Source organism: Limnospira fusiformis SAG 85.79, from assembly GCF_012516315.1.
Taxonomy (GTDB): domain Bacteria; phylum Cyanobacteriota; class Cyanobacteriia; order Cyanobacteriales; family Microcoleaceae; genus Limnospira; species Limnospira fusiformis.
In genome coordinates, this window is the sequence record NZ_CP051185.1 from 1,231,362 (window position 1) to 1,254,580 (window position 23,219).

At 44.3% G+C, this 23,219-nt stretch carries 16 protein-coding genes and 1 pseudogene; 4 read left to right on the forward strand and 13 right to left on the reverse strand.

The window, feature by feature from the left end:
• Window positions 1-34: 34 nt before the first annotated feature.
• Window positions 35-1,045, reverse strand: a complete 1,011-nt coding sequence (gene trpS, locus HFV01_RS06050) for a tryptophan--tRNA ligase (protein WP_111894153.1) — start codon at window positions 1,043-1,045, stop codon at window positions 35-37.
• A 324-nt stretch (window positions 1,046-1,369) separates the two neighbouring features.
• On the opposite strand from trpS, the gene HFV01_RS06055 reads away from it, so the two are divergent.
• Complete coding sequence (locus tag HFV01_RS06055) at window positions 1,370-5,545, forward strand: PAS domain-containing protein (protein ID WP_193520910.1); 4,176 nt, start codon at window positions 1,370-1,372, stop codon at window positions 5,543-5,545.
• A 20-nt stretch (window positions 5,546-5,565) separates the two neighbouring features.
• Here HFV01_RS06055 and ilvA read toward each other — a convergent pair whose 3' ends face one another.
• The 8 genes from ilvA to HFV01_RS06095 all read right to left on the reverse strand — a co-directional run bounded on the left by ilvA (window position 5,566) and on the right by HFV01_RS06095 (window position 15,563).
• Window positions 5,566-7,077: a threonine ammonia-lyase, biosynthetic gene (gene ilvA / locus HFV01_RS06060; RefSeq protein ID WP_006668368.1), complete on the reverse strand. Its 1,512-nt coding sequence runs from the start codon at window positions 7,075-7,077 to the stop codon at window positions 5,566-5,568.
• A 37-nt stretch (window positions 7,078-7,114) separates the two neighbouring features.
• The gene (locus tag HFV01_RS06065) at window positions 7,115-8,023 is read right to left on the reverse strand and encodes a polysaccharide pyruvyl transferase family protein (protein WP_006624175.1); all 909 of its coding nucleotides are present in this window, start codon (window positions 8,021-8,023) and stop codon (window positions 7,115-7,117) included.
• A gap of 95 nt (window positions 8,024-8,118) precedes the next feature.
• Window positions 8,119-9,522 (reverse strand): ferredoxin:protochlorophyllide reductase (ATP-dependent) subunit N, encoded by a 1,404-nt coding sequence (locus tag HFV01_RS06070; RefSeq protein WP_006624176.1) that lies wholly within the window; start codon window positions 9,520-9,522, stop codon window positions 8,119-8,121.
• A gap of 177 nt (window positions 9,523-9,699) precedes the next feature.
• Window positions 9,700-11,187 carry a DUF5331 domain-containing protein gene (locus tag HFV01_RS06075; RefSeq protein ID WP_108614762.1) on the reverse strand — a complete coding sequence of 496 codons (1,488 nt, stop codon included), beginning with the start codon at window positions 11,185-11,187 and terminating at the stop codon, window positions 9,700-9,702.
• Between the two features lie 35 nt (window positions 11,188-11,222).
• The gene (gene bchL, locus HFV01_RS06080) at window positions 11,223-12,089 is read right to left on the reverse strand and encodes a ferredoxin:protochlorophyllide reductase (ATP-dependent) iron-sulfur ATP-binding protein (RefSeq protein ID WP_006624178.1); all 867 of its coding nucleotides are present in this window, start codon (window positions 12,087-12,089) and stop codon (window positions 11,223-11,225) included.
• Window positions 12,090-12,554: 465 nt separating this feature from the next.
• Window positions 12,555-12,743 carry a hypothetical protein gene (locus tag HFV01_RS06085; protein ID WP_193520911.1) on the reverse strand — a complete coding sequence of 63 codons (189 nt, stop codon included), beginning with the start codon at window positions 12,741-12,743 and terminating at the stop codon, window positions 12,555-12,557.
• Window positions 12,744-12,838: 95 nt separating this feature from the next.
• On the reverse strand, window positions 12,839-14,614 hold the full coding sequence (locus tag HFV01_RS06090) for a ShlB/FhaC/HecB family hemolysin secretion/activation protein (RefSeq protein ID WP_006624182.1): 1,776 nt from the start codon (window positions 14,612-14,614) through the stop codon (window positions 12,839-12,841).
• A 100-nt stretch (window positions 14,615-14,714) separates the two neighbouring features.
• A complete protein-coding gene (locus tag HFV01_RS06095) occupies window positions 14,715-15,563 on the reverse strand; it encodes a DUF928 domain-containing protein (RefSeq protein WP_006668371.1) in 849 nt (282 codons plus the stop codon).
• 121 nt (window positions 15,564-15,684) lie between these two features.
• On the opposite strand from HFV01_RS06095, the gene HFV01_RS06100 reads away from it, so the two are divergent.
• Together HFV01_RS06100 and HFV01_RS06105 are read left to right on the forward strand one after the other, a co-directional pair.
• A complete protein-coding gene (locus tag HFV01_RS06100) occupies window positions 15,685-17,376 on the forward strand; it encodes a transglutaminase-like domain-containing protein (protein WP_035759293.1) in 1,692 nt (563 codons plus the stop codon).
• Between the two features lie 17 nt (window positions 17,377-17,393).
• Window positions 17,394-17,531: a hypothetical protein gene (locus HFV01_RS06105; protein WP_006624191.1), complete on the forward strand. Its 138-nt coding sequence runs from the start codon at window positions 17,394-17,396 to the stop codon at window positions 17,529-17,531.
• Window positions 17,532-17,988: 457 nt separating this feature from the next.
• On the opposite strand, the pseudogene HFV01_RS31955 reads toward HFV01_RS06105, so the two are convergent.
• Window positions 17,989-19,632, reverse strand: a pseudogene (locus tag HFV01_RS31955) (IS1634-like element ISAtsp2 family transposase).
• Between the two features lie 209 nt (window positions 19,633-19,841).
• Between HFV01_RS31955 and HFV01_RS06115 the strand changes: the two are divergent.
• Window positions 19,842-20,909, forward strand: a complete 1,068-nt coding sequence (locus HFV01_RS06115; protein WP_006668373.1) for an IS630-like element ISAtsp4 family transposase — start codon at window positions 19,842-19,844, stop codon at window positions 20,907-20,909.
• Between the two features lie 79 nt (window positions 20,910-20,988).
• On the opposite strand, the gene HFV01_RS06120 is transcribed toward HFV01_RS06115, so the two are convergent.
• From HFV01_RS06120 to HFV01_RS06135, 3 genes are all read right to left on the reverse strand, one after another.
• Entirely contained in the window at window positions 20,989-21,216 is a 228-nt protein-coding gene (locus HFV01_RS06120) for a short-chain dehydrogenase/reductase SDR (RefSeq protein WP_228116374.1), read from the reverse strand.
• A gap of 118 nt (window positions 21,217-21,334) precedes the next feature.
• A complete protein-coding gene (locus tag HFV01_RS06125; RefSeq protein WP_006624200.1) occupies window positions 21,335-21,949 on the reverse strand; it encodes a retropepsin-like aspartic protease family protein in 615 nt (204 codons plus the stop codon).
• Window positions 21,950-23,019: 1,070 nt separating this feature from the next.
• On the reverse strand, window positions 23,020-23,199 hold the full coding sequence (locus tag HFV01_RS06135) for a hypothetical protein (protein ID WP_008050473.1): 180 nt from the start codon (window positions 23,197-23,199) through the stop codon (window positions 23,020-23,022).
• Window positions 23,200-23,219 lie beyond the last annotated feature (20 nt).

The window sequence follows — 23,219 nt, forward strand, 5'->3', positions numbered from 1 at the left end:
TTAGATGTAAAAATTAAAGGTAAATTCAGGGAGATTACAAAGGTTTGGAATAACCTAGGGCATCTTTAACGCGGCTTAAAGTTTGATTGGCTACAGCCTCGGCTTGTTCGCGACCTGTACGCAATATGGACTCTAAATAACCACGATCGCTCATAACTTCCTTGTAGCGTTCCTGAATAGGCTTGAGGGCGGCGATCGCCGTTTCCGTCAGCAGGGGTTTAAACTGTCCCCACCCCATATCTGCACATTCAGCCGCCACTTGTGCTTTAGTTTGGTTAGAGAGCAAAGCATATAGACTCAGCAGATTATGACATTCGGGGCGGTCTGGAACATCAAAAGCTAACCCTCGCACCGAGTCAGTTTTGCAGCGTTTAATTTTCTTAACGATCGCATCTGGGGGGTCTAACAAATTAATCCGGCTTAACTCGGAGGGGTCAGACTTAGACATTTTCCTAGTCCCGTCGGTTAAACTCATCACCCGTGCGCCTTCTGTGCGAATGAGAGGTTGGGGAATTTTGAGAATTTCCTGATCTGGTTGACCGAATAAATGGTTAAATCTGCCAGCAATATCCCGTGTCAGTTCCAAATGTTGTTTTTGGTCTTCCCCAACCGGAACGCGATCGGCATCATAAAGCAAAATGTCGGCAGCCATCAATACGGGATAATCCAATAAACCCGTACTGACATTTTCCCCCTGTTTAACGGCTTTTTCCTTAAACTGGATCATATCTTGCAGCCAGTTAATGGGGGTCAGACAGTTGAGAAGCCAGGTTAACTCACTGTGGGCGGAAATATGGGACTGTACAAAAATAGTTGAATCTTCTGGGTCGATACCACAGGCTAAATAAAGGGCTGCGATCGTGTAGGTATCCGCCGCCAGAGTCGCGGGGTTGTGGGGAACGGTGATCGCGTGTAGGTCTACCACACAGAAAAAGTTATCATACTGTTTCTGACCTTCTACCCAGTTGCGGATCGCGCCCAGATAGTTACCTAGGTGTAGGTTTCCCGTTGGTTGTACTCCTGAGAGAATTCGCTGCTTATCCATGATTGCTGCTGTGAACTTAACTTAAAACTCTATTTTAGACAATAGAAAGCGGGGTTTTGAACTGGATCAGCAATTGTACCAGAATTGTGGTCCTGTCCCCATAGACCCCATAGACCAGGTTCAACCCACTAGGCGGAGATTTTACCATAGTTTATTTGGGGGGTAGATATTTCGTTGGCAAATCTGGCAAAATGGAATTATAGGCGTTGATAATTTTTAGGGGTTCAGTCAACAGTATTTGATACGGGGGCGGGAATATAACTCTACACTGTTAATTTTCCGAGTTAATTTGTCCTAAGATGATTCAGACAGGGGATCAATCAAATGAATGCACAGATTTTAGCACACTCACGGGAACTTACTACGGCGACTCCTAGAGAAAACTTGCTTTTCAAAATAGCTAACCAGATGGTTGAGTTGGCTAATTTAAACACGATTTTTGATACGGTAGTCACGGAATTATCTGAGTTGTTGCAAAGCGATCGCACTTTGATTTGTCCGTTAGAAGCTGATGGTATCGTCCACATAAGGGCAGCATCTTTTAGTGATATTCGCACTGTAATCAGTCAGGAAGATATCGCGGAAATATTCTGGAAGTATCATGAATTGATCGACGATGTAATGGCGATCGCTGATATTTATCAGACCCATCTAGGAGATGATTATATAGAATTTCTGGCTCGGCTGCAAGTGCGGGGGATTTTGATAGTTCCTATTTGGTTGAGTGGAGATATTTGGGGATATTTGATGGTTCATCAATGTAGTGATAGCCGGAACTGGCTACCAGAGGATATAGATCTGGTGAATATGATATCTGTACATTTGGCGATCGCGATTCAACAAGCCAACTTGGTAGCCAAAGCACAAACTTTCAACGCCAATACACTCAATCCTCAATATTCGGAAGTCTCATTTCGTGCTTTACTTGCTAATCTTCCGGGTGCTATTTATCGCTGTGCTTGTGACGAGTTTTGGACGATGAAATTTATCAGCAATGCCATTGAAGATATTTGCGGTTATCGACCTGATGAAATCATCAACAATCGAGTTATCTCCTATAATGACATCATTCATCCTGATGACCAAAAAACTGTCACAGCCAAGATTTTACCGGCTTTAGATGCACAGGAATCATTTATTGTAGAATACCGGGTTATTCATAGGGATGGCAGTATTCATTGGGTTTATGAAAAGGGGAGGGGTAAGTTTGATAATCAGGGAAACTTAATCGGTCTTGATGGCGCAATTTTTGACATAACAGAGCGCAAAAATATCGAGCTGGCTTTACACCAGAAAACCGAAGAATTAGATAGATTTTTTTCTATTGCTCTGGATTTGCTTTGTATTGGTGATGTAGAAGGACGACTTTTGCGATTAAATCAACAGTGGGAAATCAACTTAGGGTATTCGCTAGAAGAGTTAGAGGGTCGATTGTGTATAGAATTGGTGCATCCTGATGATGTTAAACCTACTCTCGACAAACTATCGGATTTAGCCCAACAAAATTCGGTGCTTAATTTTGTGAATCGCTATCAGGCTAAGGATGGTTCTTATCGTTGGATAGAGTGGCGATCGACTCCTGTAGGCGATCGCATTTATGCAGCCGGGAGGGATATTACCAACCGCAAAAAAGCCGAAATTGCCTTACAAGAAAGTGAAGAACGTTGGCAATTTGCTTTAGAGGGAAATGGTGATGGCGTTTGGGATTGGAATGTAGAAACCAATCAGGTTTATTTCTCTCGACGTTGGAAAGAAATTCTAGGTTTTAGGGCTGAGGAAATTAGCGACAATCTTGAGGAGTGGGAAAAACTAATACATCCTGATGATAAACTGCAAGTTTTCGATATATTACATAAGCACCTAAATGGTGAAACGGAGCAATATATTAGTGAACATCGTATTAAGTGCAAAGATGGTCATTATAAATGGATTCTTGATCGGGGTCGGGTGATGTATCGCAGCCTCGACGGAAAACCGCTGCGGGTGATCGGGACTAAAACGGATATTAGCGATCGCAAAAAAAACGAACTAGCTTTAAAAGAGAGTGAAGAAAAGTTTCGTCAGTTAGCAGAAAATATCCATCAAGTCTTCTTTATTAATAGCGCTACCGGAGAAATGATTTATGTGTCTCCAGCCTATGAGGAAATTTGGCAACAAAGTCGAGATAGTTTATATAAAAATCCTAGTTCCTGGTTAATGTCTGTTCACCCAGAAGACCGTGACGGTATGGCTGAGGCTTTAAATAAGCAAATTAGTCTAGGTATTCCTTTTAATCAAACTTACCGAATTGTGAGACCAAATGGCTCAATTCGTTGGATTAATTGTCATGCTTTTCCGGTGCGAGACAGCCAGGGAAAAATTTATCGATATACTGGTATTGCGGAAGATATTACCCATCGTAAAAGAATTGAAAATACTCTGCATAATCAACTACACAAAACCCTAATTATCCAGAGAATTACCGACAATATTCGTCAGAGTTTAGATGTTCAAGAAATTTTTACAACCGCAGTCGCAGAAATTGGCAAAGCATTTAAAGTCAACTGTTGTCTAATTCATACTTACCAAAAATATCCTTTTCCCCATGGCAATTTGGTAGCCAAATATTCTCAGCATCCATGTAATTTACTGGGGAATTTAAAGGAATCAGTAACCTTTGATAATGACCCTTATATTGAATACTTGGTTGAGCAAGAACGGGCAATTTCCTACCATAAAAATGATTGCTTAATTCAGCTATCAGAAATGAAAATCACCTCTCCTTTTTTGCAAACCAATCAATATTTTGAAGAGTCAGATAATCTGAAATCCATGTTGGCGATCGCCACTTTCTATCATGGTCAACCTAATGGTATTATTAGCCTGCATCAATGCGACCATAACCGAGTCTGGACTATTGATGAAATCGAACTAATAGAAGCTGTAGCACGCCAATTAGGAATTGCGATCGCTCATGCACAACTACTCTCTCAAGAAAAGGAGCAACGCCAAGAATTAACCTATAAAAACATTAAACTTAAAAAGATGACGGAGGAAGCCGAAGCGGCTAACCGTGCTAAAAGCGAATTTTTAGCTAATATGAGCCATGAAATTCGGACACCCATGAATGCAGTTTTAGGCTTTGCTGATTTATTACAATCTACAATTACCGACCCTAAAGCCACTTCTTATATTAAAGCGATCGCCTCTAGTGGTCGCACTTTATTAGCATTAATAAATGACATTTTAGACCTATCGAAAATCGAAGCTGGTAAATTACAATTACACTATGAACCCGTTAATATCCGCACCGTAATTAATGAAATCGAGCATATTTTTGAACAAAAAGCCAGCGAAAAAAACCTAAACCTAGAAGTTGAGGTAGACCCCAAACTACCCTATAGTATTATGACCGATGAAGTCAGGCTGCGACAAATTCTATTTAATATTGTCGGAAATTCCATAAAATTCACCGAATTTGGGTCAGTGAGAATCACAGCATCTTGTTCACAACTCAAACCCAATCATCCCTATAATTCTATTGACCTCAAAATTGCCATTACTGACACAGGTATTGGTATTTCTCGCGAAGACCAACACAAGATTTTTGACTCATTTACCCAAAGCGAAGGTCAAAGTAACCGCAAATACGGAGGGACAGGTTTAGGTTTAACTATTACAGAAAGGTTAGTCCATCTCCTAGGTGGTTCAATTCATCTGGAAAGCGAACGCGACCAGGGAAGCACATTTACCGTTGATTTACCCGATGTCAAAATAGCCACAGAAACCACAATATTATCGCCTCTAATAGCCCTTGATGAGAATTTACAACCATTTGAACCTGCTACTATTTTAGTGGCTGATGATGTCCGTTCTCATCGGGATTTACTAGCCGAATATTTCGCCAATACATATCATAAAATTCTCAGCGCCAAAGATGGAGAAGAAGCCATTAGGTTAGCCCAAATTTATCAGCCAGATATTATTTTTATGGACTTACGGATGCCTCGTATGGATGGACGAGAAGCCACCCAGTTTCTCAAACACAACGAACTCACTAGCCATATTCCCATTGTCCTATTAACCGCATCTCCCCAACATCGTAATGAACAAGATTTGCGGCAATTGTGCGATGGTTTTTTATCAAAGCCAGTGACCAAATCACAGATTGTGGCTGAACTCAAGAAGTTCCTAAATCATGCTGAATTAACCGACAAAATAGATGAACAGCCCTCAGAGAAAGTCTCCTTAAAACCCGTGAGATTAACAGAATTAGCCGCTAAATTGCGTCAGGAAGTAGAAGTGAATTTACCCCATTTACAAGAAACTTTAGTAGCCAGAGAGATTAAGCAATTTATGCAAAATCTAGAGATGTTAGCAGAGGAACATCAATCTACAGTTTTACTCGATTATGTGGAAACCCTCAAACAGCAACTTCAGGATTTTGATTGGGATAACATTCCTAAAACTGTGGCTAAATTTGCCGAAATTCCCGAACAGTTAATCAGAGACAATGGTTAATGGACAATTATCAATTATCCTTAACCCAAAAATAGCTTATAGGCAGGATTTTGATTTTCATCCCAATAGCGATATCCGAGGGTGTCTAAAAAATCTTGCCATTTCTGCATTTCCTGGGGGGGAACTTGCATTCCGACCACAATACGGCCGTAGTCTGAACCATTGTTGCGATAGTGGAATAAACTAATATTCCAAGTGTGACTCATAGACTCGACAAACTTCATTAATGCGCCTGGACGTTCGGGAAACTCGAAACGATATAATAACTCATCATGAGCCAGAGGAGAACGACCGCCTACCATGTGGCGCAAGTGCATTTTAGTTAATTCATCATCTGTTAAATCCATGGCGATTAAATCATGTTCTGCAAAGGTTTCCGTTAACTTTTGGGCATCTTCCCGGTTTTTAATTTGAACACCGACAAAAATATGGGCTTCTTTTTCGTCGGCAATGCGATAGTTAAATTCAGTGAGATTACGTTTTCCTAAGCAGTTACAAAACTTGCGTAAACTTCCCGGTTGTTCAGGAATTGTGACGGCAAAAATCGCCTCGCGCCGTTCTCCCAATTCGGCCCTTTCTGCCACAAATTGCAGACGGTCAAAGTTCATATTTGCGCCACAGGCTACAGCAATTAATGTACGATTGTGCATCTGTTCCCGTTCGACATAGGCTTTCATGCCAGCGATCGCTAATGCACCAGCCGGTTCTAAAATTGATCTAGTATCCTCAAACACATCCTTAATCGCCGCACAAATATCATCAGTTCCCACTAAAATAATATCATCTACATAAGTTTGACAGAGGCGAAAAGTTTCTTCTCCCACCTGTCGCACCGCCACCCCATCAGCAAATAATCCCACCTCGGATAATTTCACCCTATGTCCAGCTTTCAAAGATTGAGACATAGCATCAGCGTCAACAGGTTCCACCCCAATAATTTTAATTTCTGGTCGCAGTCGTTTCACATAAGCAGCAATACCAGAAATCAAACCGCCGCCTCCTATAGCCACAAAAATAGCATCAATAGGCTGTTGATATTGCCTTAATATTTCCATAGCAATAGTTCCCTGTCCAGCAATCACGTCTGGGTCATCGAAGGGATGAATAAAAGTTAGGTTTTTTTCGACTTCTAATTGGCGCGCGTAAGCATAGGCATCATCAAAGGTTTCTCCATATAAAACTACCTCCCCGCCTCTAGCTTTAACCGCCTGTACTTTCACATCTGGGGTAGTAGTTGGCATCACAATAATTGCCCTACTTCCTAGGCGACTGGCTCCCAAAGCTACCCCCTGGGCGTGATTTCCCGCTGAGGCGGCGATTACTCCCTGGGCGAGGCTTTCCGGGGTTAATTGGGCTATTTTATTATAGGCTCCCCGCAGTTTAAATGAGAACACAGACTGCATATCTTCTCGCTTGAGGAGGACTTGATTATTTAACCTTTCGGATAGTCTGGGGGCTAATTCTAGGGGGGTTTCCTGGGCGACATCATAGACCCGGGCGGTGAGGATTCGTTTTAGGTAGTCGGAGTGCATAACTTTGGGCAAAAGGGGAAAATTGCATGAATTTAGATTATACTGTACTTAGGTGATTCATGACTTGCTGATCAAACCAATTATTGCGATCGCGACATTCTGGCAAACTTTCGGGATAAGATTGGCAGTTTTTAAGATGCGATCGCCAATTATCCGTACCGCACAAAAATTTACTTTCATCAAATCGCTGATATAGAGTTTTTCCCAAGATTTGAATCTCCCGTTTTGGTTGCTTCCAATGAATCCCTGGATACATAGCAACTGGGTGTTTTAGGGTCAAAAATTTACTGGTAAATGGGAACGCTAAAACCTTACGTCCTAGCAGTGTTCCCCAATAGGCTCCGTGGAAAGAACTGGTTAAAATAGTTTCCCCTGAAGCCAAAAAACTAATAATTTCCTCAAAGTTCTTATCTTCATTAGTCATCCGAGGAAATGAATCAATTTTAATTTGAAACTTTTTGTGCGAAAATACTACAAAATCATGTTGTATCGAGTAGTCCTTATCAAAAACTTTATCCATGCAGCTCACACAGGGAACCCAATCATAGCCTTGGTTATAGTCTCTAATTCCCATGAGATTAAAATCTTTTAAATAAGGCTTATAGTCAAAATCACTACCATGATAAGATGAGGAATTATCACCAGAATTTTTAATTTTATAAACCTGCTGTCCGGCTCCCCATAAAATCAAACTATTACCATTTTTACCAGCTTGTAAACGTTGGAAATTGTGCAAAAAGCGGTCAAACATTAACCCACCACCACCAACGATCGCATGATGATTTAACAAACTTTCCGGGTCTTCTGGTGCTGGGGAATTATCCAGAGTCCGAATATCTCGCTTAATAACCTCATAACCCGGAAACTCAAAGTAATTGACTGGGGACGAGAACAAATCCCCAATATTCTTAGGGTCAATCACATGATAATTAACAATAGTTTTCATAGCCAATATCTGCTGGATAATTTCTCAAAAATCCTCATCCCACGCCAAGAGAGCGACCAAAAGCGATCGCTCTCCTTTCCCACACAAGTAATTGATTAGACCTTAGCTTCCTTAACCAAATTACTCCAACCCAAATCTTTCAGGTTATTGTTACGACGGAGGGGACGAGTCACCAACTCCAGAATATCACGAGCATTAGTAAACCCATGAATTTGAGCAAAAGTAAACTCAACCGACCACTTAGTATTAATACCGCGCGCCTCCAAAGGATTCGCATGAGCCATACCCGTAATTACCAGATCTGGCTGAAGTTCATAAATCCGTTGAATCTGATTATAATTATCCGGCTTTTCCATAATTTTCGGAGCCGGAACCCCCATTTCCTGACAGGTTTTTTCCAGTAGGTCTAACTCCGCCTTTTGATAGCGCTTATCCATATAAGGAATGCCAATTTCCGAGCAAGTCATCCCACAGCGAATCAGGAAACGTGCTAGGGAAATTTCTAACAAATTATCCCCCATAAAGAACACCGACTTACCCCGGATCAACTCAAGATAATCCTCTAAATTCGCCCAAATTTGAGCTTCTCGTTCATCTAATCCCTGGGGTTCAATACCGAATACAGAGCAAATTTTTTCAATCCAAGCTCGTGTTCCATCAGGTCCAATGGGGAACGGTGCGCCAATCAATTTACACTTACGACGACGCATTAAAGTAGTTGCGGTACGCGAGAGAAACGGATTCACTCCCGATACATAATAACCTTCTTCTAAAACCGGAAGTTCCGTATAACGCTTCGCGGGAAGCCATCCAGATACCTTAATCCCCTGTTTTTTCAACTCCAAACTGAGATTAGTTACTACCGGGTCGGGGAGAGAACCAAATAACACTAAGGGGGGATGGTCTACATATTCTGACTCTTCCTTAGTCACATCCTCATTTTTTTTGCCAAAACTCAGTAATTTCTGAATCGCATTGCGATCGCCTGAAGTCCCCGTAGTCGCATCTTTTTCAGGTTCTTTCGGACAGCGATTAGCCATCGCGGCTAGAACCGTATCTTCTCCCTGGGTAAAAGCATAATCTAAACCATTGGCTCTCGCCACCACAATAGGAATCCCAATTTCACCCTCTAATTTCGGAGCCAACCCCTCCAAATCCATTTTAATGATTTCAGTCGTACAGGTTCCAATCCATACAATTACACTAGGATTGCGATCGCGTTTAATTTGCAAACACAGTCGCTTTAATTCATCATAATCATTAAGTTGAGCCGAAATATCCCCTTCTTCTAACTCAGCCATTGCATAACGAGGTTCTGCAAAAATCATCACCCCCATCGCATTTTGCAAGAAATAGCCGCAGGTTTTTGTACCAATTACTAAAAAGAAACTATCCTCAATTTTCTGGTACAACCATGCCACACAACTAATCGGACAAAAGGTGTGATAATTACCAGTTTCACATTCAAAGTTAAGTGCTTCAGGTTGAGCAACAGTCATATATTTCTCCTTATAATTAAGCCAGTTTTCGTGTCATTTTTTAAGCTGTTGACACCCAGCCATTTATGAGATGACAACCTGGCAGAAATTTAGACATAATCAACTGTTGACTTTGGCTACTAACTTCCAAAATCATAATGAGTACACCAGCCTGTTAGATGTTAAGGAATGATTGACTTATTTAAAGTCTGATATTGAGATATCATCATCATTTGATTCGGTCAGGCTGTCCAGATCTAAATCAAACTTATCTGTATCTCCAGTCGTTACCTCTCCTAGCTCTTCTAAACTGATTTCCTCTAAATCTCCTAAGTCTCCTAAGTCTCCTAAATCGCCTAAATCGCTGTCGTCATCATTCAAGTCTCCTATATCTAAATCATCATCAGAGGAACTACCAAAGTCTCCTAAATCATCATCTCCATCTAGGCTAAGATCTAGCTCTCCGATATCATCTGAGGAATCATCTTTAAATGGATTACTTTCCTCTAAATCTAAATCATCCGTAGCTAGATCATCCCCAGCATCATCTAGGTCTAAACCTAAATCCATGTCATCGGTGGCTAAGTCATCCCCAGCATCATCTAGGTCTAAACCTAAATCCATGTCATCGGTGGCTAAGTCATCCCCAGCATCATCTAGGTCTAAACCTAAATCCATGTCATCGGTGGCTAAGTCATCCCCAGCATCACCGAGACCTAAATCCATGTCATCGGTGGCTAAGTCATCCCCAGCATCACCGAGACCTAAATCCATGTCATCGGTGGCTAAGTCATCCCCAGCATCACCGAGACCTAAATCCATGTCATCGGTGGCTAAGTCATCGGTAGCATCATCACCGAGACCTAAATCCATGTCATCGGTGGCTAAGTCATCCCCAGCATCACCGAGACCTAAATCCATGTCATCGGTGGCTAAGTCATCCCCAGCATCACCGAGACCTAAATCCATGTCATCGGTGGCTAAGTCATCGGTAGCATCATCACCGAGACCTAAATCCATGTCATCGGTGGCTAAGTCATCCCCAGCATCACCGAGACCTAAATCCATGTCATCGGTGGCTAAGTCATCCCCAGCATCACCGAGACCTAAATCCATGTCATCGGTGGCTAAGTCATCGGTAGCATCATCACCGAGACCTAAATCCATGTCATCGGTAGCTAAGTCATCGGTAGCATCATCACCGAGACCTAAATCCATGTCGTCGCTGGCTAAGTCATCGGTAGCACCATCAAGGAGGTCTAATTTTTGCTGAGCATCATCTAAGCCATCGCTAACTAATTCTTCCTCTGGCTCTGGTTCAGGTGTTATAACTTGGGGAGGATGGTCTCCCGGCGCAGCCTTTACAGGTTCTTGAGACACCGGAGGCTGATCAGGTGAATCAGAAATCCTAACCAGCTCATGATCTGGGTCAAAATGTAAACCCAGAACCTCAATCAACTTTTCTGGATCTGGATTAAGTTTGGAAAAGGGGAACATCAACAGAGCCGCTTCTGGGTCCAAGGCGTTGATAGTCCCCAAGATTAGGGCTGAGGATGGCCTTCTACCTCCATCCGGGGTGGGAATGGAACTGATGTCCATTTGTAAAACCAACCATTCACGATTAGCCTGATAGTAGTCTAACCATTTTTGTTTCAGGGCAGTAGTAAACTCCTGGAAGAAAGCCATAACCTCTTATTCCTTATCCTGAGTAGCTAGACTTATTAAACCATCATCAGGTCTAGCTCATCTTCCTGAGTTTGAACAGAAGGCTTGGTTGGATTGAGGTAAAAATCAGACAGAAGAGAGAACAATTCCCGATCTGGCGCATCTTTGGGAACTACACCCTCCGGCTGAGACAAGATTTGATCAGCAATATTCAGATAGTAATCGCAGACATAACTTAGGGATGGGTCAGTTTCCGCCATCTCAAACAGGGTTTTCCCCTTAACCCGAGATACCCGGATATCTTCAATTAGCGGCAATACCTCCAAAACTGGCATAGGGACCGACTCAACATATTTATCAATCAGATCCCGCTTAGAAGTCCGGTTTCCGATCAAACCGGCTAACCGTAGGGGGTGAGTCCGAGATTTTTCCCGCACAGAAGCGGAGATGCGATTAGCCGCAAATAAGGCATCAAAGCCATTGTCGGTGACAATCATGCAATAGTCAGCATAATTTAGGGGGGCGGCGAAACCACCACAAACCACGTCCCCAAGAACATCAAACAGGATGACATCGTATTCATCAAAGGCATTTAGTTCTTTGAGAAGTTTAACGGTTTCTCCCACTACATAGCCACCACAGCCAGCACCAGCCGGGGGACCACCTGCTTCTACACAATCAACGCCGCCATAGCCTTTATAGATGACATCTTCGGGCCATACATCCTCATAGTGATAGTCTTTTTCCTGCAAGGTATCAATAATGGTAGGAATTAGGAACCCTGTGAGGGTAAATGTGCTGTCGTGTTTGGGATCGCAGCCAATTTGCAGGACTTTTTTACCCCGTTTGGCTAGGGCCACGGAAATATTGCAACTGGTTGTTGATTTGCCAATTCCACCTTTCCCATATACTGCGAGTTTCACGATTTTTTCTCCTGCGGCGTGGTTTTTCCATAATGGGGCTGAGTAGTTGGGACTAACTCAGCATCCCAAGTTTTTTATCTTTGGTTTTGTCGGGGTGGCGATCGCTATTTCAGGTAGTACGGTTTTTGTCTCACCCGATCACATCGCTGTCCCTCTTGATTGCCATTATTGATGAATTTTCCCCAAATGGAAAGAGGCTATCAATTCATTTATGCTCGAAAAACAGAGTATGGCAGTCTATGAGTTATATATGAATTTTTTATCGTTTCTCATCAAAGCTCAAGTCTATTTATGAACTTTTATCAAAATTTATGCCTTTTTTATATAAAAAGAGTTACAATAAACAAATTAGTAGGGTGCGTCATATAGGGATAGTTATGATGGGAAACGGGATAATTGACTTCTGACCCACCATTACCCCGCAATGATGATGGGAAAACGGGATAATTGACTTCTGACCCACCATTACCCCGCAATGATGATGGGAAACGGGATAATTGACTTCTGACCCACCATTACCCCGCAATGATGATGGGAAACGGGATAATTGACTTCTGACCCACCATTACCCCGCAATGATGATGGGAAACCGGGATAATTGACTTCTGACCCACCATTACCCGGCAATGATGATGGTTGAGTGAGGGTAGACATAAATCAGCGGGTAGCATTTGTAAAAAGTTATTAATTTTTTCGGTTGGGTCAGAGGGGAGAATAATCAGGGTTGAGGGGACATAGGTAAGGATTACCTAGTTAAGGGTATAAACTAGATTGAAGTAGATGCCATGATCCTGAAGATTGTCGCCACGATCGCGAAGTTGTATGAGGGGGAAACCATAATCTAAACGGATATTCAGATGAGGGATAGGTTCCCATAGTAACCCCAGACCCCCTCCCACCAAAAAGGTCTGACTGGGTAAACTATTAGGGTTGTTGGGATGATTCCAAACCTGGCCCATATCGAGAAAAGGTGCTAACTGTAAAGTAGGTAAATTCAAGCGATCGCGTTTAAGGGTAATTCTGTCCTCAATAGAGAATCGAAAGCCATTATCCCCGGCGCGGACATTCTGACGGTAGCCACGCAAAGACTGCGCGCCACCGATAACAAACTGTTGAGAGGGAAATAGGGGGTTAGCGGCTAACTGTAGATCTCCCTGAAGAATCAAAAGGTGATTGTCACCGATACGCTGTAGCCGTTGTATCTGTCCTAGCCAACTGACAAAATCGCTATTGGGCAGAAATTTGGTATTAGTAGCATTTAATATCCCCAAGCCTAAACTAAACTGCGATCGCAAAGCCCAAACTCCCAGGCGATCGCGTCGGATATAGTCTTGTCCCAACTTGAGAACCACCAGACGGGTCACACCATCATCATCTGGACCAAAGCCAAAGCGCAACCCCTGATTATCCACCAAAGTTTGACTTTCCTGATAACTCAACCCCGCAGATAAAGCGAACTCCTCCCAGGGAGTCCTCACCAAAGGCTGACGATAGCTAATTTCGTAAAGCTGAGAGTTCCCCTGAATATTGAGGTCTGCAAACTCTTCGGTAATCACCCGATTGCGATAAGGAGGAATCCGCAGTTGAATCGTACCATCCATGGCATTAACCGGGATAGAGTAGATAAAATCTAAGATATCCGACTCCCCCCCAGTAATTAGGCGAGTAGTTTTATAGGAAACCAAGAGGAAATCACCCCTTCCCGTGAGGTTCAGGTGACTAAAATTAACCCCCAAACGTTGGCTACCAATACTGGGGGGGGAATAGTTATCTAAGCTAAAACTAAGCTGTATGGGATTAGCTTCTGTGACTCGGACCACTAAAATACTCTGTCCCTCGCCACCTCCTGGACGCAGACTAGCCTCTACAGAGTCAAATAGGGGATTAAGTCGCAATAGTCGCAGTTGATTTTCCAGTTGTAGGGTATTTAGGGGAGTTTTTGCGCCCAAATTCACCCGACTGATAATGTAGTTAGGATTAAGGCGGCGGGTTCCTTCGACCTCGATTTTTTCTAAACTTCCCTCTATGACCAGAATTTCCACGACCCCATCTGTGATAGTCTGTTGGGGAACCACAGCCCGGGAAGTCATATAACCCCGTCTCAGATAGATTTCTGTAATCTGATCGGCTATATTTTGCAGTTGGTTGAGGGTGATGGTCTGGTTTGATACGGTAGAGGCGATCGCATTAATTTCCTCAGTCGATAGAATACTACTGCCAATTATTTGAATTTCACTAATGGGGAAGGGAGTATCATCACCGGGAATTGGCGGGGACGAGGGGGGTGGTGTTTCTATTTCCGGTTCCCCGTTGGGTGGTATTTGGGGGGGTGACGGGAGGGGTTGTAAAAAGCGATCGCGGTTAGGGTCGCTTTGGGGTGGTAGGGGGAAACTTTGAGAAAGTCCTAAACACTCTGCGGAATTACAGTTAGGGGAAAATAAAGCCTGGGCTGAAACGAGGGGGGAAAACAGAATCAACCCAACGGTAGTCATTTGACAACCTATCAATCGAATATGTAAACTCATAGGGGTTATGGGGGGGGCTTCAAGTGTAGCCCCAGCTAGTGGCACTACCAGCAGGTTAATTTCTCGCTTACTTGATTGACGGGGGGGTTGGTGGGGATACTTAGTCAGAACGGAGTTGATTGCGTAACCCGCCACTACCCGGAATAAAAGGTTGTTCATACAGACGCACCTGGTTACGACCTGCTTGCTCGAGATTCTCCGATCTTAACAATTCTAGCCAAGCCTGCTGGACCTCAGTATCTCTTCGATTATCTGAAAGTAATTCCGAAAAGGCGGCGACCATATCATACCAAAGGGTCTTTTCTGTATAAAATTTTAGGCGATCGCTCCCATTGAGTCCTTCTAATGTCTGAATTTGATCAGAGTCTAAGTCGATCCTTTTGATCCAACCATCCACAATTGGGTTCACCGATTGATTGACTGGATCACATAAAATTGTCAGGTACCAGTGATAATATTGGTTCACTTCCAAACCCGGAAAGCCATCGAGATCCGCCAGATCTATGCCCACAATGCCAGGATTTTCCATATCCAGTTGAAATTCGGTCCTATAAATCACTATTTCTTCTGTTTCGGGAGACTCTGAATCTGGTAACTTAGTCACAAGTAACTTAATGGGGGTATCCCGACTAGCTACCGGGAGATAAAAGAACAATTGGGGTTTCTCATGGGCGGTCAAACCCATCGTGGAAACGGGAATTAGACTGATGAGGCTTGCATAGTCAGCACATACCTCCCCTCTGGTTCCTCCCCCGTACCGTCTTCCGGGAACTCCCCGCTGGGGTGGGTCGAAGGCTATTAACCATGGAGATGGTTGATTTTGAATGATTACATCTCCGTTGGATGGGTAGGCGATCGCTGGTCGCACTAGGCTACCCCAGACAATGGTTTGGGTACACAGCGCACCCAACAGAGTTGTCCACAAAATAGTAGGGGTTGTCTTAACCATAGGATTCAACTCAAAAACTCGTTAACATACAGGTTATCAAGATAGCTAAATTGTATCCAATGTTTCCGTAATTGACTGTCAAAAATTGTTGTATTTGGAAAGTGGGAGTGTCAAAGTTAGCATGAATCTCAATTTAACGAATGTTGGAACAACTAGCAATTATCGGCACAGAACTATCAGACCCATGGGGGTTTCCTCGCTCTATGGTATCACTTTTGTTGGCAAAAATTGTTTGGCGATCGATTCCTTGCGGGGGTTCTTGTTGAGGATAGACCCGGAAACTGATAATGCTACGGTGGTGAATCCTTATCAGACTTCTGAGTTTGCTGATGTAACGGGTTTGGCGGTGTGGTCTAATGATTTATGGTTTACTCGCTACAATACGGTTTATGTTTGTCGAGAGGCTTTGGTCGGTGAGAATATCGCTAGTCTGAAACCGGAACCTTTGGTAACTCTCCCCTATAATCTTGATGGGATTGCCGTTTGGAACTCTACCCTTTATATTAGTTCTCAACAGGGGGGGTGCATTTTTGTTTATAGTCTCATTAGCGGTCGGGAAATTACCCGGTTTTATGCTCCCGGAATTGGGGTCGAAAATTTGACGGTGCGAGATGAGGAATTGTGGGTATGCGATCGCCTCGAACAAACCGTTTATTGTCTCGAACGTGGTACCGGGGAAACTAAGTTTAATGTGTTAACTCCCTTTGAGTATCCCACGGGTTTGGGGTTCTATACTGACCCGGAAACCGGAGAAGAAGTGCTATATGTCGCCTATGCGGGAGATGAATTATTTATCCGAGATGACCCTAACTCCTATGAACAATATCAACTAGCTAAACGCGATCGCACTTTTATTCATCCCCTCTATTTTCACTACAATGAGTCCCAAAGATATGCCACATCTAACGGATATCTGATTGAGATGTCCTATGTAGAGGAAATCGAACCTTTAGAAGAGATTTACCTAGAAGATGTAGAATGGCGTATCGCCCTACCCTCCGAGACTGATCGCCAAAAAGTTCGGGAAATTTCCTATATTGGGACTCCCTTCACCGAGGAAATAGAAGCCGGAGAAAGGGTAGCCGTTTTTAAGTTTAAACCCCTCAACTCCGCCGAAAGACGTATCTTTGGCTGGAAAGCATTATTAGAAGTCCGAGGAATTAAATATCAAATCCATCCTTTAGATGTGGAAAAAATCCAGCCATTAACTCAGGAATTTAAGGATAAATATCTAGTAGATAATGATAACCTCGCTATGGAATCATCCATAGTCCGTCAAGCCGCTGAAGAAGCCGTGGGGACAGAAACTAATATTCTGCGGAAATTATTAAGTGTTCGGAATTATGTTTACGATCGCCTTGACTACAGCCTTACCGCTAAAATTGAAACCCCAGACGTGGTACTAGACCGGGGGATAGGGTCCTGCGGTGAGTATGTGGGGGTATTGCTGGCTTTGGGACGGCTAAATGAAATACCCTGTCGGACGGTGGGACGCTACAAATGTCCGGCTTTTGCTGATCGCCGGGGCGTTCCCCTAGAACCAGAGTATAATCATGTTTGGCTGGAGTTCTATATTCCTGGCTTTGGCTGGGTTCCTATGGAGTCTAACCCTGATGATACTGGTGGTAGTGGACCTTATCCTTTACGGTTTTTTATGGGCTTGGCTTGGTATCATATAGAAATAGGTAAGGGGCTGAAGTTTCAACGCCTGACTAACCAGGGGCTTCCTGTCGATAAGGAAAAAGTCTCTCTAGGGAATTTGGCGATTAACCATGTTCGGTTTACCATTTTGGATGAACTGCCAGCCATTTAGGGGAAGATACAGCACTCATGGAGTTTACTACGGTTAATATTCTGTTTCTCATGGCGATCGCTCTGTTGCTTCTGGTAACCGGTGGTGTCGCCTATTTGACTTTTGCTGATTGGCGCGATCGCCGCCGCCGAGAAAAGGAACGTCGCGGTCAATAACCCCATTTTTCTTGACCCTCCCCGGACTCCCCCCACAACTCTTTTAACTCCTCTGAGGGGTGGAAAGACTTAATCACCCCGTCAGCATAAAAAAGTTATTTTGTCAAGGGGTGGCAAGTTCGAGCAGTGGCCAAAGGCGAAAAACTCGTGATTCGTGAGATTAAAAACTTGACCAGAGAATATTTTTAACTGCCATAAAATAGGGGTTACAGCCAACTTTTTTGCGTGTAGACATAGCAAGCCCTTGGGTGCGATTTATATGATGAAAGCAGAACCCCTATAATCTCGTCAAGTGTTTACGAGAAATTATCAATAAAAATGTATGAATTCTTAACATACTTGGGAAAATTAAAACCATTTCCACGGAATGATTAGTAAAACTTAACTATTTTCCGTAATGTAAGGGGGGTGATAGTGGAGGTTTTTAAAAACCTACATTCCGCAGGTTGATAGGTAATTAACCGGATGCGTAGTAATAGCGCTCAACGGGTGGACCGAAGAGGTGAATAATCAATCGCCGTTCATCATTGAGATTGCTAATCTGCCTTTGCCCATCGAGATTAACCCAGTGGATTCCTTGAAACTTCTGCATAATCCAGCGAAAGGTCGGTTTAGCGGTGGGTTGTTGGCGTTGGTCGCGCACCGTTTGCTTCTGAGTATCTAGCGCCTGTCGCAGTTGGCGTTCGGCGAGGGTATACACCATAAGGGTTAGGGCCATGATGAGAGCTAAGGCCTCGACCCGCTGCGGCTTTTTGACAAAGACGCTACTGGCAAAGAAGAGGGGGTCTTTGAGGAAGCGAAAGCCTCTCTCGACGGTCTGTTGCCCTTTATATTCGCTCAAGCAGGTCTGAGCCGGCCAGAGGGATTGCTCCAGTTGATTGGTGGCTAGAATAAAGCGACTACGCTGACGGCTAAAGCGGTCTTCCGCCGTGGCGGTCTGCTGTAACGTGGCCTGGAGCCGATAGCCCTGAACTGGGGTGGGTTCGGCGGATTTGGCGGGACGACCGGGGGTCGCTTGGCCCGCACCGTCTCCAGGGAGACCTGAGTGAGCTGATGCACCTCGAGTCCATCTTGAAACTGCATCAAGGCCTCGAGGGCATCGGGTTTGCAAGCAAAGACCCGCTGGGTCAGCTTTTTCAATTGGCGGTTGAGGCGGTGTTCGAGCTTCTCTAATTCGGGTTGCCAGAGGTCGGCATTGGCTTTGCGGGTTTGGCTTTCGACGAGGCGTCAGCGCTGGCGCACTCCGGCATAGGTCTGCTCAATCTCCCACATCCGGTAATCCTTGGAGTTGCAGGGGACTTCAGTCAGTCGGGTGACATCGCTGTGCACCAGCTCTTGAGCCGCTTTTAGGGTCAGCGACCCGTGATAGCCACCCCGTGGTCTCCATCTGCTGCGAGATTGGCTGCTGTGTAAAAGGCGGCATCCATCACAACGATACCGTCGCTAGTCCATTGGTCACCAAACGCCTTGAGCACCTCTGCAAACTGCTGAGTGTCCTGTTCATTGCCACTGGCACTGCAACCATAGCGGCACGCCACCGTCGGCGGCACAGACTAGAGTCATCAAAAACTGTTTCAAATCTGGACGATGGTCTCGGAATAGCCTCGACACAGCCGAATTGGGCTGGGTTCTGCTGATGTCTCACCGGGGGAGCTGACTCAAGTCCTACCTCGGATTTCCCCTTCGAGCACCGCTGATACTTCCCTTCTACTGAGATCGAGGTGGCATCGAGATGACGCTGTTGAATATCAATTCCAAATCGTTCCACAGCCTGGAGCGCCACCTGGAGAAAAAATGATGTCGTCCCTTCTGCGTAGAGTTCATCCAACACTCGACCTAAGCGGTCGTCATTCAAGTGACGAGCCTCTACCCCTTCCCCGAGCAGATGAGACACCGCTTTACTCTCAAAAAACTCGCTGAATAAATACAACGGTGCACTGAGAAAGCCTAGGGCGTTCAAAATCATGGCTTTAACCACTTGTCCGGCACTCACATGCTCCAAGCTATGAGGTTCAATCCGCTTATCCGTCAACTCGACCAGGCCAAGTTCGTCAATCACTCCAGCCACTAAACCCAGATGGTCTAAATTTTTAATCTGCATCGCCAGAGCCTACCGCTCGAAGGAACCCTTTCTAGCCTAGACTAGCACCATATCTTTTATTCCCTGTCAACCTGCGGAATGTAGGTTAAAAACGGAAATCTTACTAATAAACACGCCCTAATTTAGCAGTAGGTAAGGAATGAAATAACCAGTAATATCAAGTTCGCTTAATCGGTTATAATATCAGTGACCAATGCCAAACTTGCGTTATGCCCAGACGAATTAGTATAGCTCCCCACTTAAGTACCGAAGAACTTGGCCGGGCTGATCACCAAGCCCAAGAGGGCTTGGAAAGTCGCCAATATCAAATTATTTGGTTGTTGGCTAAGGGGAAGACCACGGAGGAAGTCCAAGAAATTACGGGCTACAGTCGCATCTGGATTTATGAATTGGTAAAGAGATACAACCAATTGGGATTAAAAGGGCTGGGTGCGCGCCGAAAAGGAAATCCCGGACATCCACCGTTAATTGATGATGTGACTCAAGCTCAGTTATGGCAAGCCCTGCAAGGAACAGCGCCGGATGGGGGACTGTGGAACGGTCGCCAGGTGGCAGACTGGTTGACAGGAGTAACTGGACGAAAAATTAGCCGACAAAGGGGATGGGAGATTCTGCGACAAATGACATTTCGGCTTCGTGTACCGAGACCGGCTCACATCGAAAGTGACGAAGACGAGCAGCAAGCCTGGAAAAAAAAACTGGTAACGGAGTTAGAGGGACTTCGCCGGAGATACCCTGATGCACAGGTGCAATTGTGGAGCGAAGATGAACACCGTCTGGGACTCAAACCGGTGATGCGACGTATTTATGTAGCGGAAGATTGTCAACCACTCGCCCATATTAATTGGAAATTCGAGTGGTTATGGCTATATGGTTTTGTGAGACCGGAAACGGGAGAGACTTATTGGTGGATTATACCTTACGTCAATACAACTCTATTTAGTCGAGTGTTACAGGAGTTTGCTGCCGAATTTAAATTAGGTCCAAATCAACACATTATGTTAGTGGTTGATCAAGCCGGATGGCATATCAGTAAGAATCTGAAAGTACCCGAAGGACTGCATTTAATGTTTCTACCGTCCCATTCCCCGGAACTACAACCAGCAGAAAGACTGTGGCCTCTGGTAGATGAACCCATTGCCAATCGTTCATTTGAGAATCTTGATCAGCTAGAGGAACTCTTGTGTGCTCGCTGCCGAAGTTTGTGGAAACAGCGCGAATTAATTCGAGGCTTGACCAGTTTTCATTGGTGGCCTCAAACCGAGACTTTACTATAATTGATTATCCGGACTTGATATAAATCCCACGACGGCGCAATACCTTTGTGTTGACATAACGACTAGGAAAAGGAGACATTCAAAAAGCCACAGTCCCGGCGATATCTAATGGTTCACCAAAACGCCGGAAAGGAATTTCTGCGGTCATTTTATCGCCGACTTGCTCAGGGATTTTTTGAGTCATTTCGGTATAGCCGTCCTTGCAGTAATCATGGCTTACCTGTCGCTGGTCTCTCCCCCCCAGGGATTCTGATTTAGGGTGAGGGTAATGTTTAGCGAGATTTCCCGGATGTAACAGCCAGGACATGAACCGCATCTAAAGATAGTCGATGTGTTCAACTAGGTTTAAATCGTGCGATCGCTCTTTATTACCCACTAAAAAATCTGTAGGTGTAGGTGGGGGGGTGGGAATGGCAGCTTAGGGATTATCCCCTCGTCCGAAACTCGATCACATCTTCTCTAATAGTCACATCATACTGACCAAAAAAGTCCTGCCCTAACAATCCTACTTCTAAAGCAGGTGCGATCGCCACTGTCAAATTACTAGCCATTGCGCCGCCAACTTCAATAGAGATAATTTCACCCAGGTCAAATTCAACATTTTGCTCGCTGGGGGTATTCGCCAAACCTCGCCCCGTCCGAACCACACCCAATACCTCCGCCATCAGCGGCGTGATGACAGTTCCACTGGCCCCCGTATCAATCATCATTGGAAACGGTTGGCTATCATTAAAAGTAGCCAATACGACTGGGATGCCTTGGTGTCGCCGAATAATGGGTGCTTGGTAAACTCCGGCGGCTGCACCGGGAAGGACAGCAGTACCACTGGGGGGGGTCACAACTTCGGGAAAATTACAAATTTGATTCAGATTAATCAACCGACCTGATCTTGTCCGAGCAAAACAGCCTGGTTGTTCTTGTGCTGTAGCCAACCCTTGGGGATAGAATGCGGCACTTACCACCAGTAAACCTACTGTAATAGGTATAGTCTGCACTAAACTAGGAAAATGGGATTTACCATTGATACTGTGGTTATTCATAATTCGACTTTCCTTGGAAATGAGCTTTAGTTATATCTCGTTTCTATAGGGTTTGATTGTCGCCTTTTATGGGGGTCTAAGATTAATCTCGATGGTACTTTGACATTCCCAGACCCATTTTGACCCGTCTACCACCATTATAGCTTTATGTTTGGGGACACAGTTGATGTTTTCGTCAATTTTACAAAAATGTTCGGCCAAATTGCCGCCGGGGGTTGACAACTGCCAAGAATTAATGGTATCGTTTAATTTAACAGTTTTATAATTAAAGTTTATCTAATTTTTAAATAATAGCAAATATTTCAATTATATGTGCGAGACGTTTAGGAGTGAAATAGGGCTGCAATGCTCGAAATAACCTCCTAGAGGGGAATAAACTGATTCAACCCAGTTACCCCTTAACTGTTTATATGTTCCAACGCTCGGGCTGAAAACGAGCAAGGCAGGAAACTCAAGGTCAATCCCATTTTAAGAAATCGCCAAATTTACCGTCCAGGTGAACTTAGGAGGAGTAAAATCCACTTGGGGCGATTATGGGAAAGAGTAAAGGCGATAGCCACCCCCAGTTTTGGGAATCACAAACCCAGGATTGAAGCGGGGAACGGAAGGCGTGAAGTAGAACCTACTACCAGATGCGACCACTGCCAACCATCCATGATTAGGGAAACCGAATGTTCGGCTTGAACCATCGTTATAAATAAGCAGCGAAATAGGTTTGATACGCTGCGCCCAAAAGGGTAAGGGGAAAAGTAGGAGTTTGTATTTACTACCTACACAGACCTTTTTAAGTACCCCGGTGGATAGAACAAATCTAAAGATGGAATGCCCATATAAACGGAACGTTTAAACCCCTGTTAGGCTCTCAGTAGTGTTGTGTCTATTGAGTAGTGAAAAGTGTAAGCGTATGGTGCGAGACGTTCGGGTATGAAATAGGGCTGAAATGCCCGAAATAACTACCCGGTGAGGATTCCAGCTCCGAATCTGGATATAAGGAGACCTCTCCTGACCATCCTCATAACTGGTTATATGTCCCGACGCTTAGGGAACTAAGCAAGGCAGGGAACTCAAGGTCATAAACGAACTGAGAAATCAGGGAGTAGAGAGTAACGGCGATAGCCACCCCCAGTTTTGGAAATCATAACTCCAGGATTGAAGCGGGGAACGGAAGGCGTGAGGTAGAACCTACTACCAAGACGCGACCACTGCCAACCATCTATGATTAGGAAGACCGAATGTCCGACTTGAACCATCGTAATACACTAGCAGCGAA

Coding starts and splice junctions, on each gene's coding strand:
- HFV01_RS06090 (WP_006624182.1), bottom strand. CDS start 14,614: ATGAGTTTACATATTCGATTGATAGGTTGTCAAATGACTACCGTTGGG.
- HFV01_RS06115 (WP_006668373.1), top strand. CDS start 19,842: ATGCCCAGACGAATTAGTATAGCTCCCCACTTAAGTACCGAAGAACTT.
- HFV01_RS06125 (WP_006624200.1), bottom strand. CDS start 21,949: ATGAATAACCACAGTATCAATGGTAAATCCCATTTTCCTAGTTTAGTG.
- HFV01_RS06095 (WP_006668371.1), bottom strand. CDS start 15,563: ATGGTTAAGACAACCCCTACTATTTTGTGGACAACTCTGTTGGGTGCG.
- HFV01_RS06075 (WP_108614762.1), bottom strand. CDS start 11,187: ATGGCTTTCTTCCAGGAGTTTACTACTGCCCTGAAACAAAAATGGTTA.
- ilvA (WP_006668368.1), bottom strand. CDS start 7,077: ATGCACTCCGACTACCTAAAACGAATCCTCACCGCCCGGGTCTATGAT.
- HFV01_RS06065 (WP_006624175.1), bottom strand. CDS start 8,023: ATGAAAACTATTGTTAATTATCATGTGATTGACCCTAAGAATATTGGG.
- HFV01_RS06135 (WP_008050473.1), bottom strand. CDS start 23,199: ATGGTTCAAGTCGGACATTCGGTCTTCCTAATCATAGATGGTTGGCAG.
- HFV01_RS06100 (WP_035759293.1), top strand. CDS start 15,685: ATGAATCTCAATTTAACGAATGTTGGAACAACTAGCAATTATCGGCAC.
- HFV01_RS06055 (WP_193520910.1), top strand. CDS start 1,370: ATGAATGCACAGATTTTAGCACACTCACGGGAACTTACTACGGCGACT.
- HFV01_RS06085 (WP_193520911.1), bottom strand. CDS start 12,743: ATGTCTACCCTCACTCAACCATCATCATTGCCGGGTAATGGTGGGTCA.
- trpS (WP_111894153.1), bottom strand. CDS start 1,045: ATGGATAAGCAGCGAATTCTCTCAGGAGTACAACCAACGGGAAACCTA.
- HFV01_RS06105 (WP_006624191.1), top strand. CDS start 17,394: ATGGAGTTTACTACGGTTAATATTCTGTTTCTCATGGCGATCGCTCTG.
- HFV01_RS06120 (WP_228116374.1), bottom strand. CDS start 21,216: ATGTCCTGGCTGTTACATCCGGGAAATCTCGCTAAACATTACCCTCAC.
- HFV01_RS06070 (WP_006624176.1), bottom strand. CDS start 9,522: ATGACTGTTGCTCAACCTGAAGCACTTAACTTTGAATGTGAAACTGGT.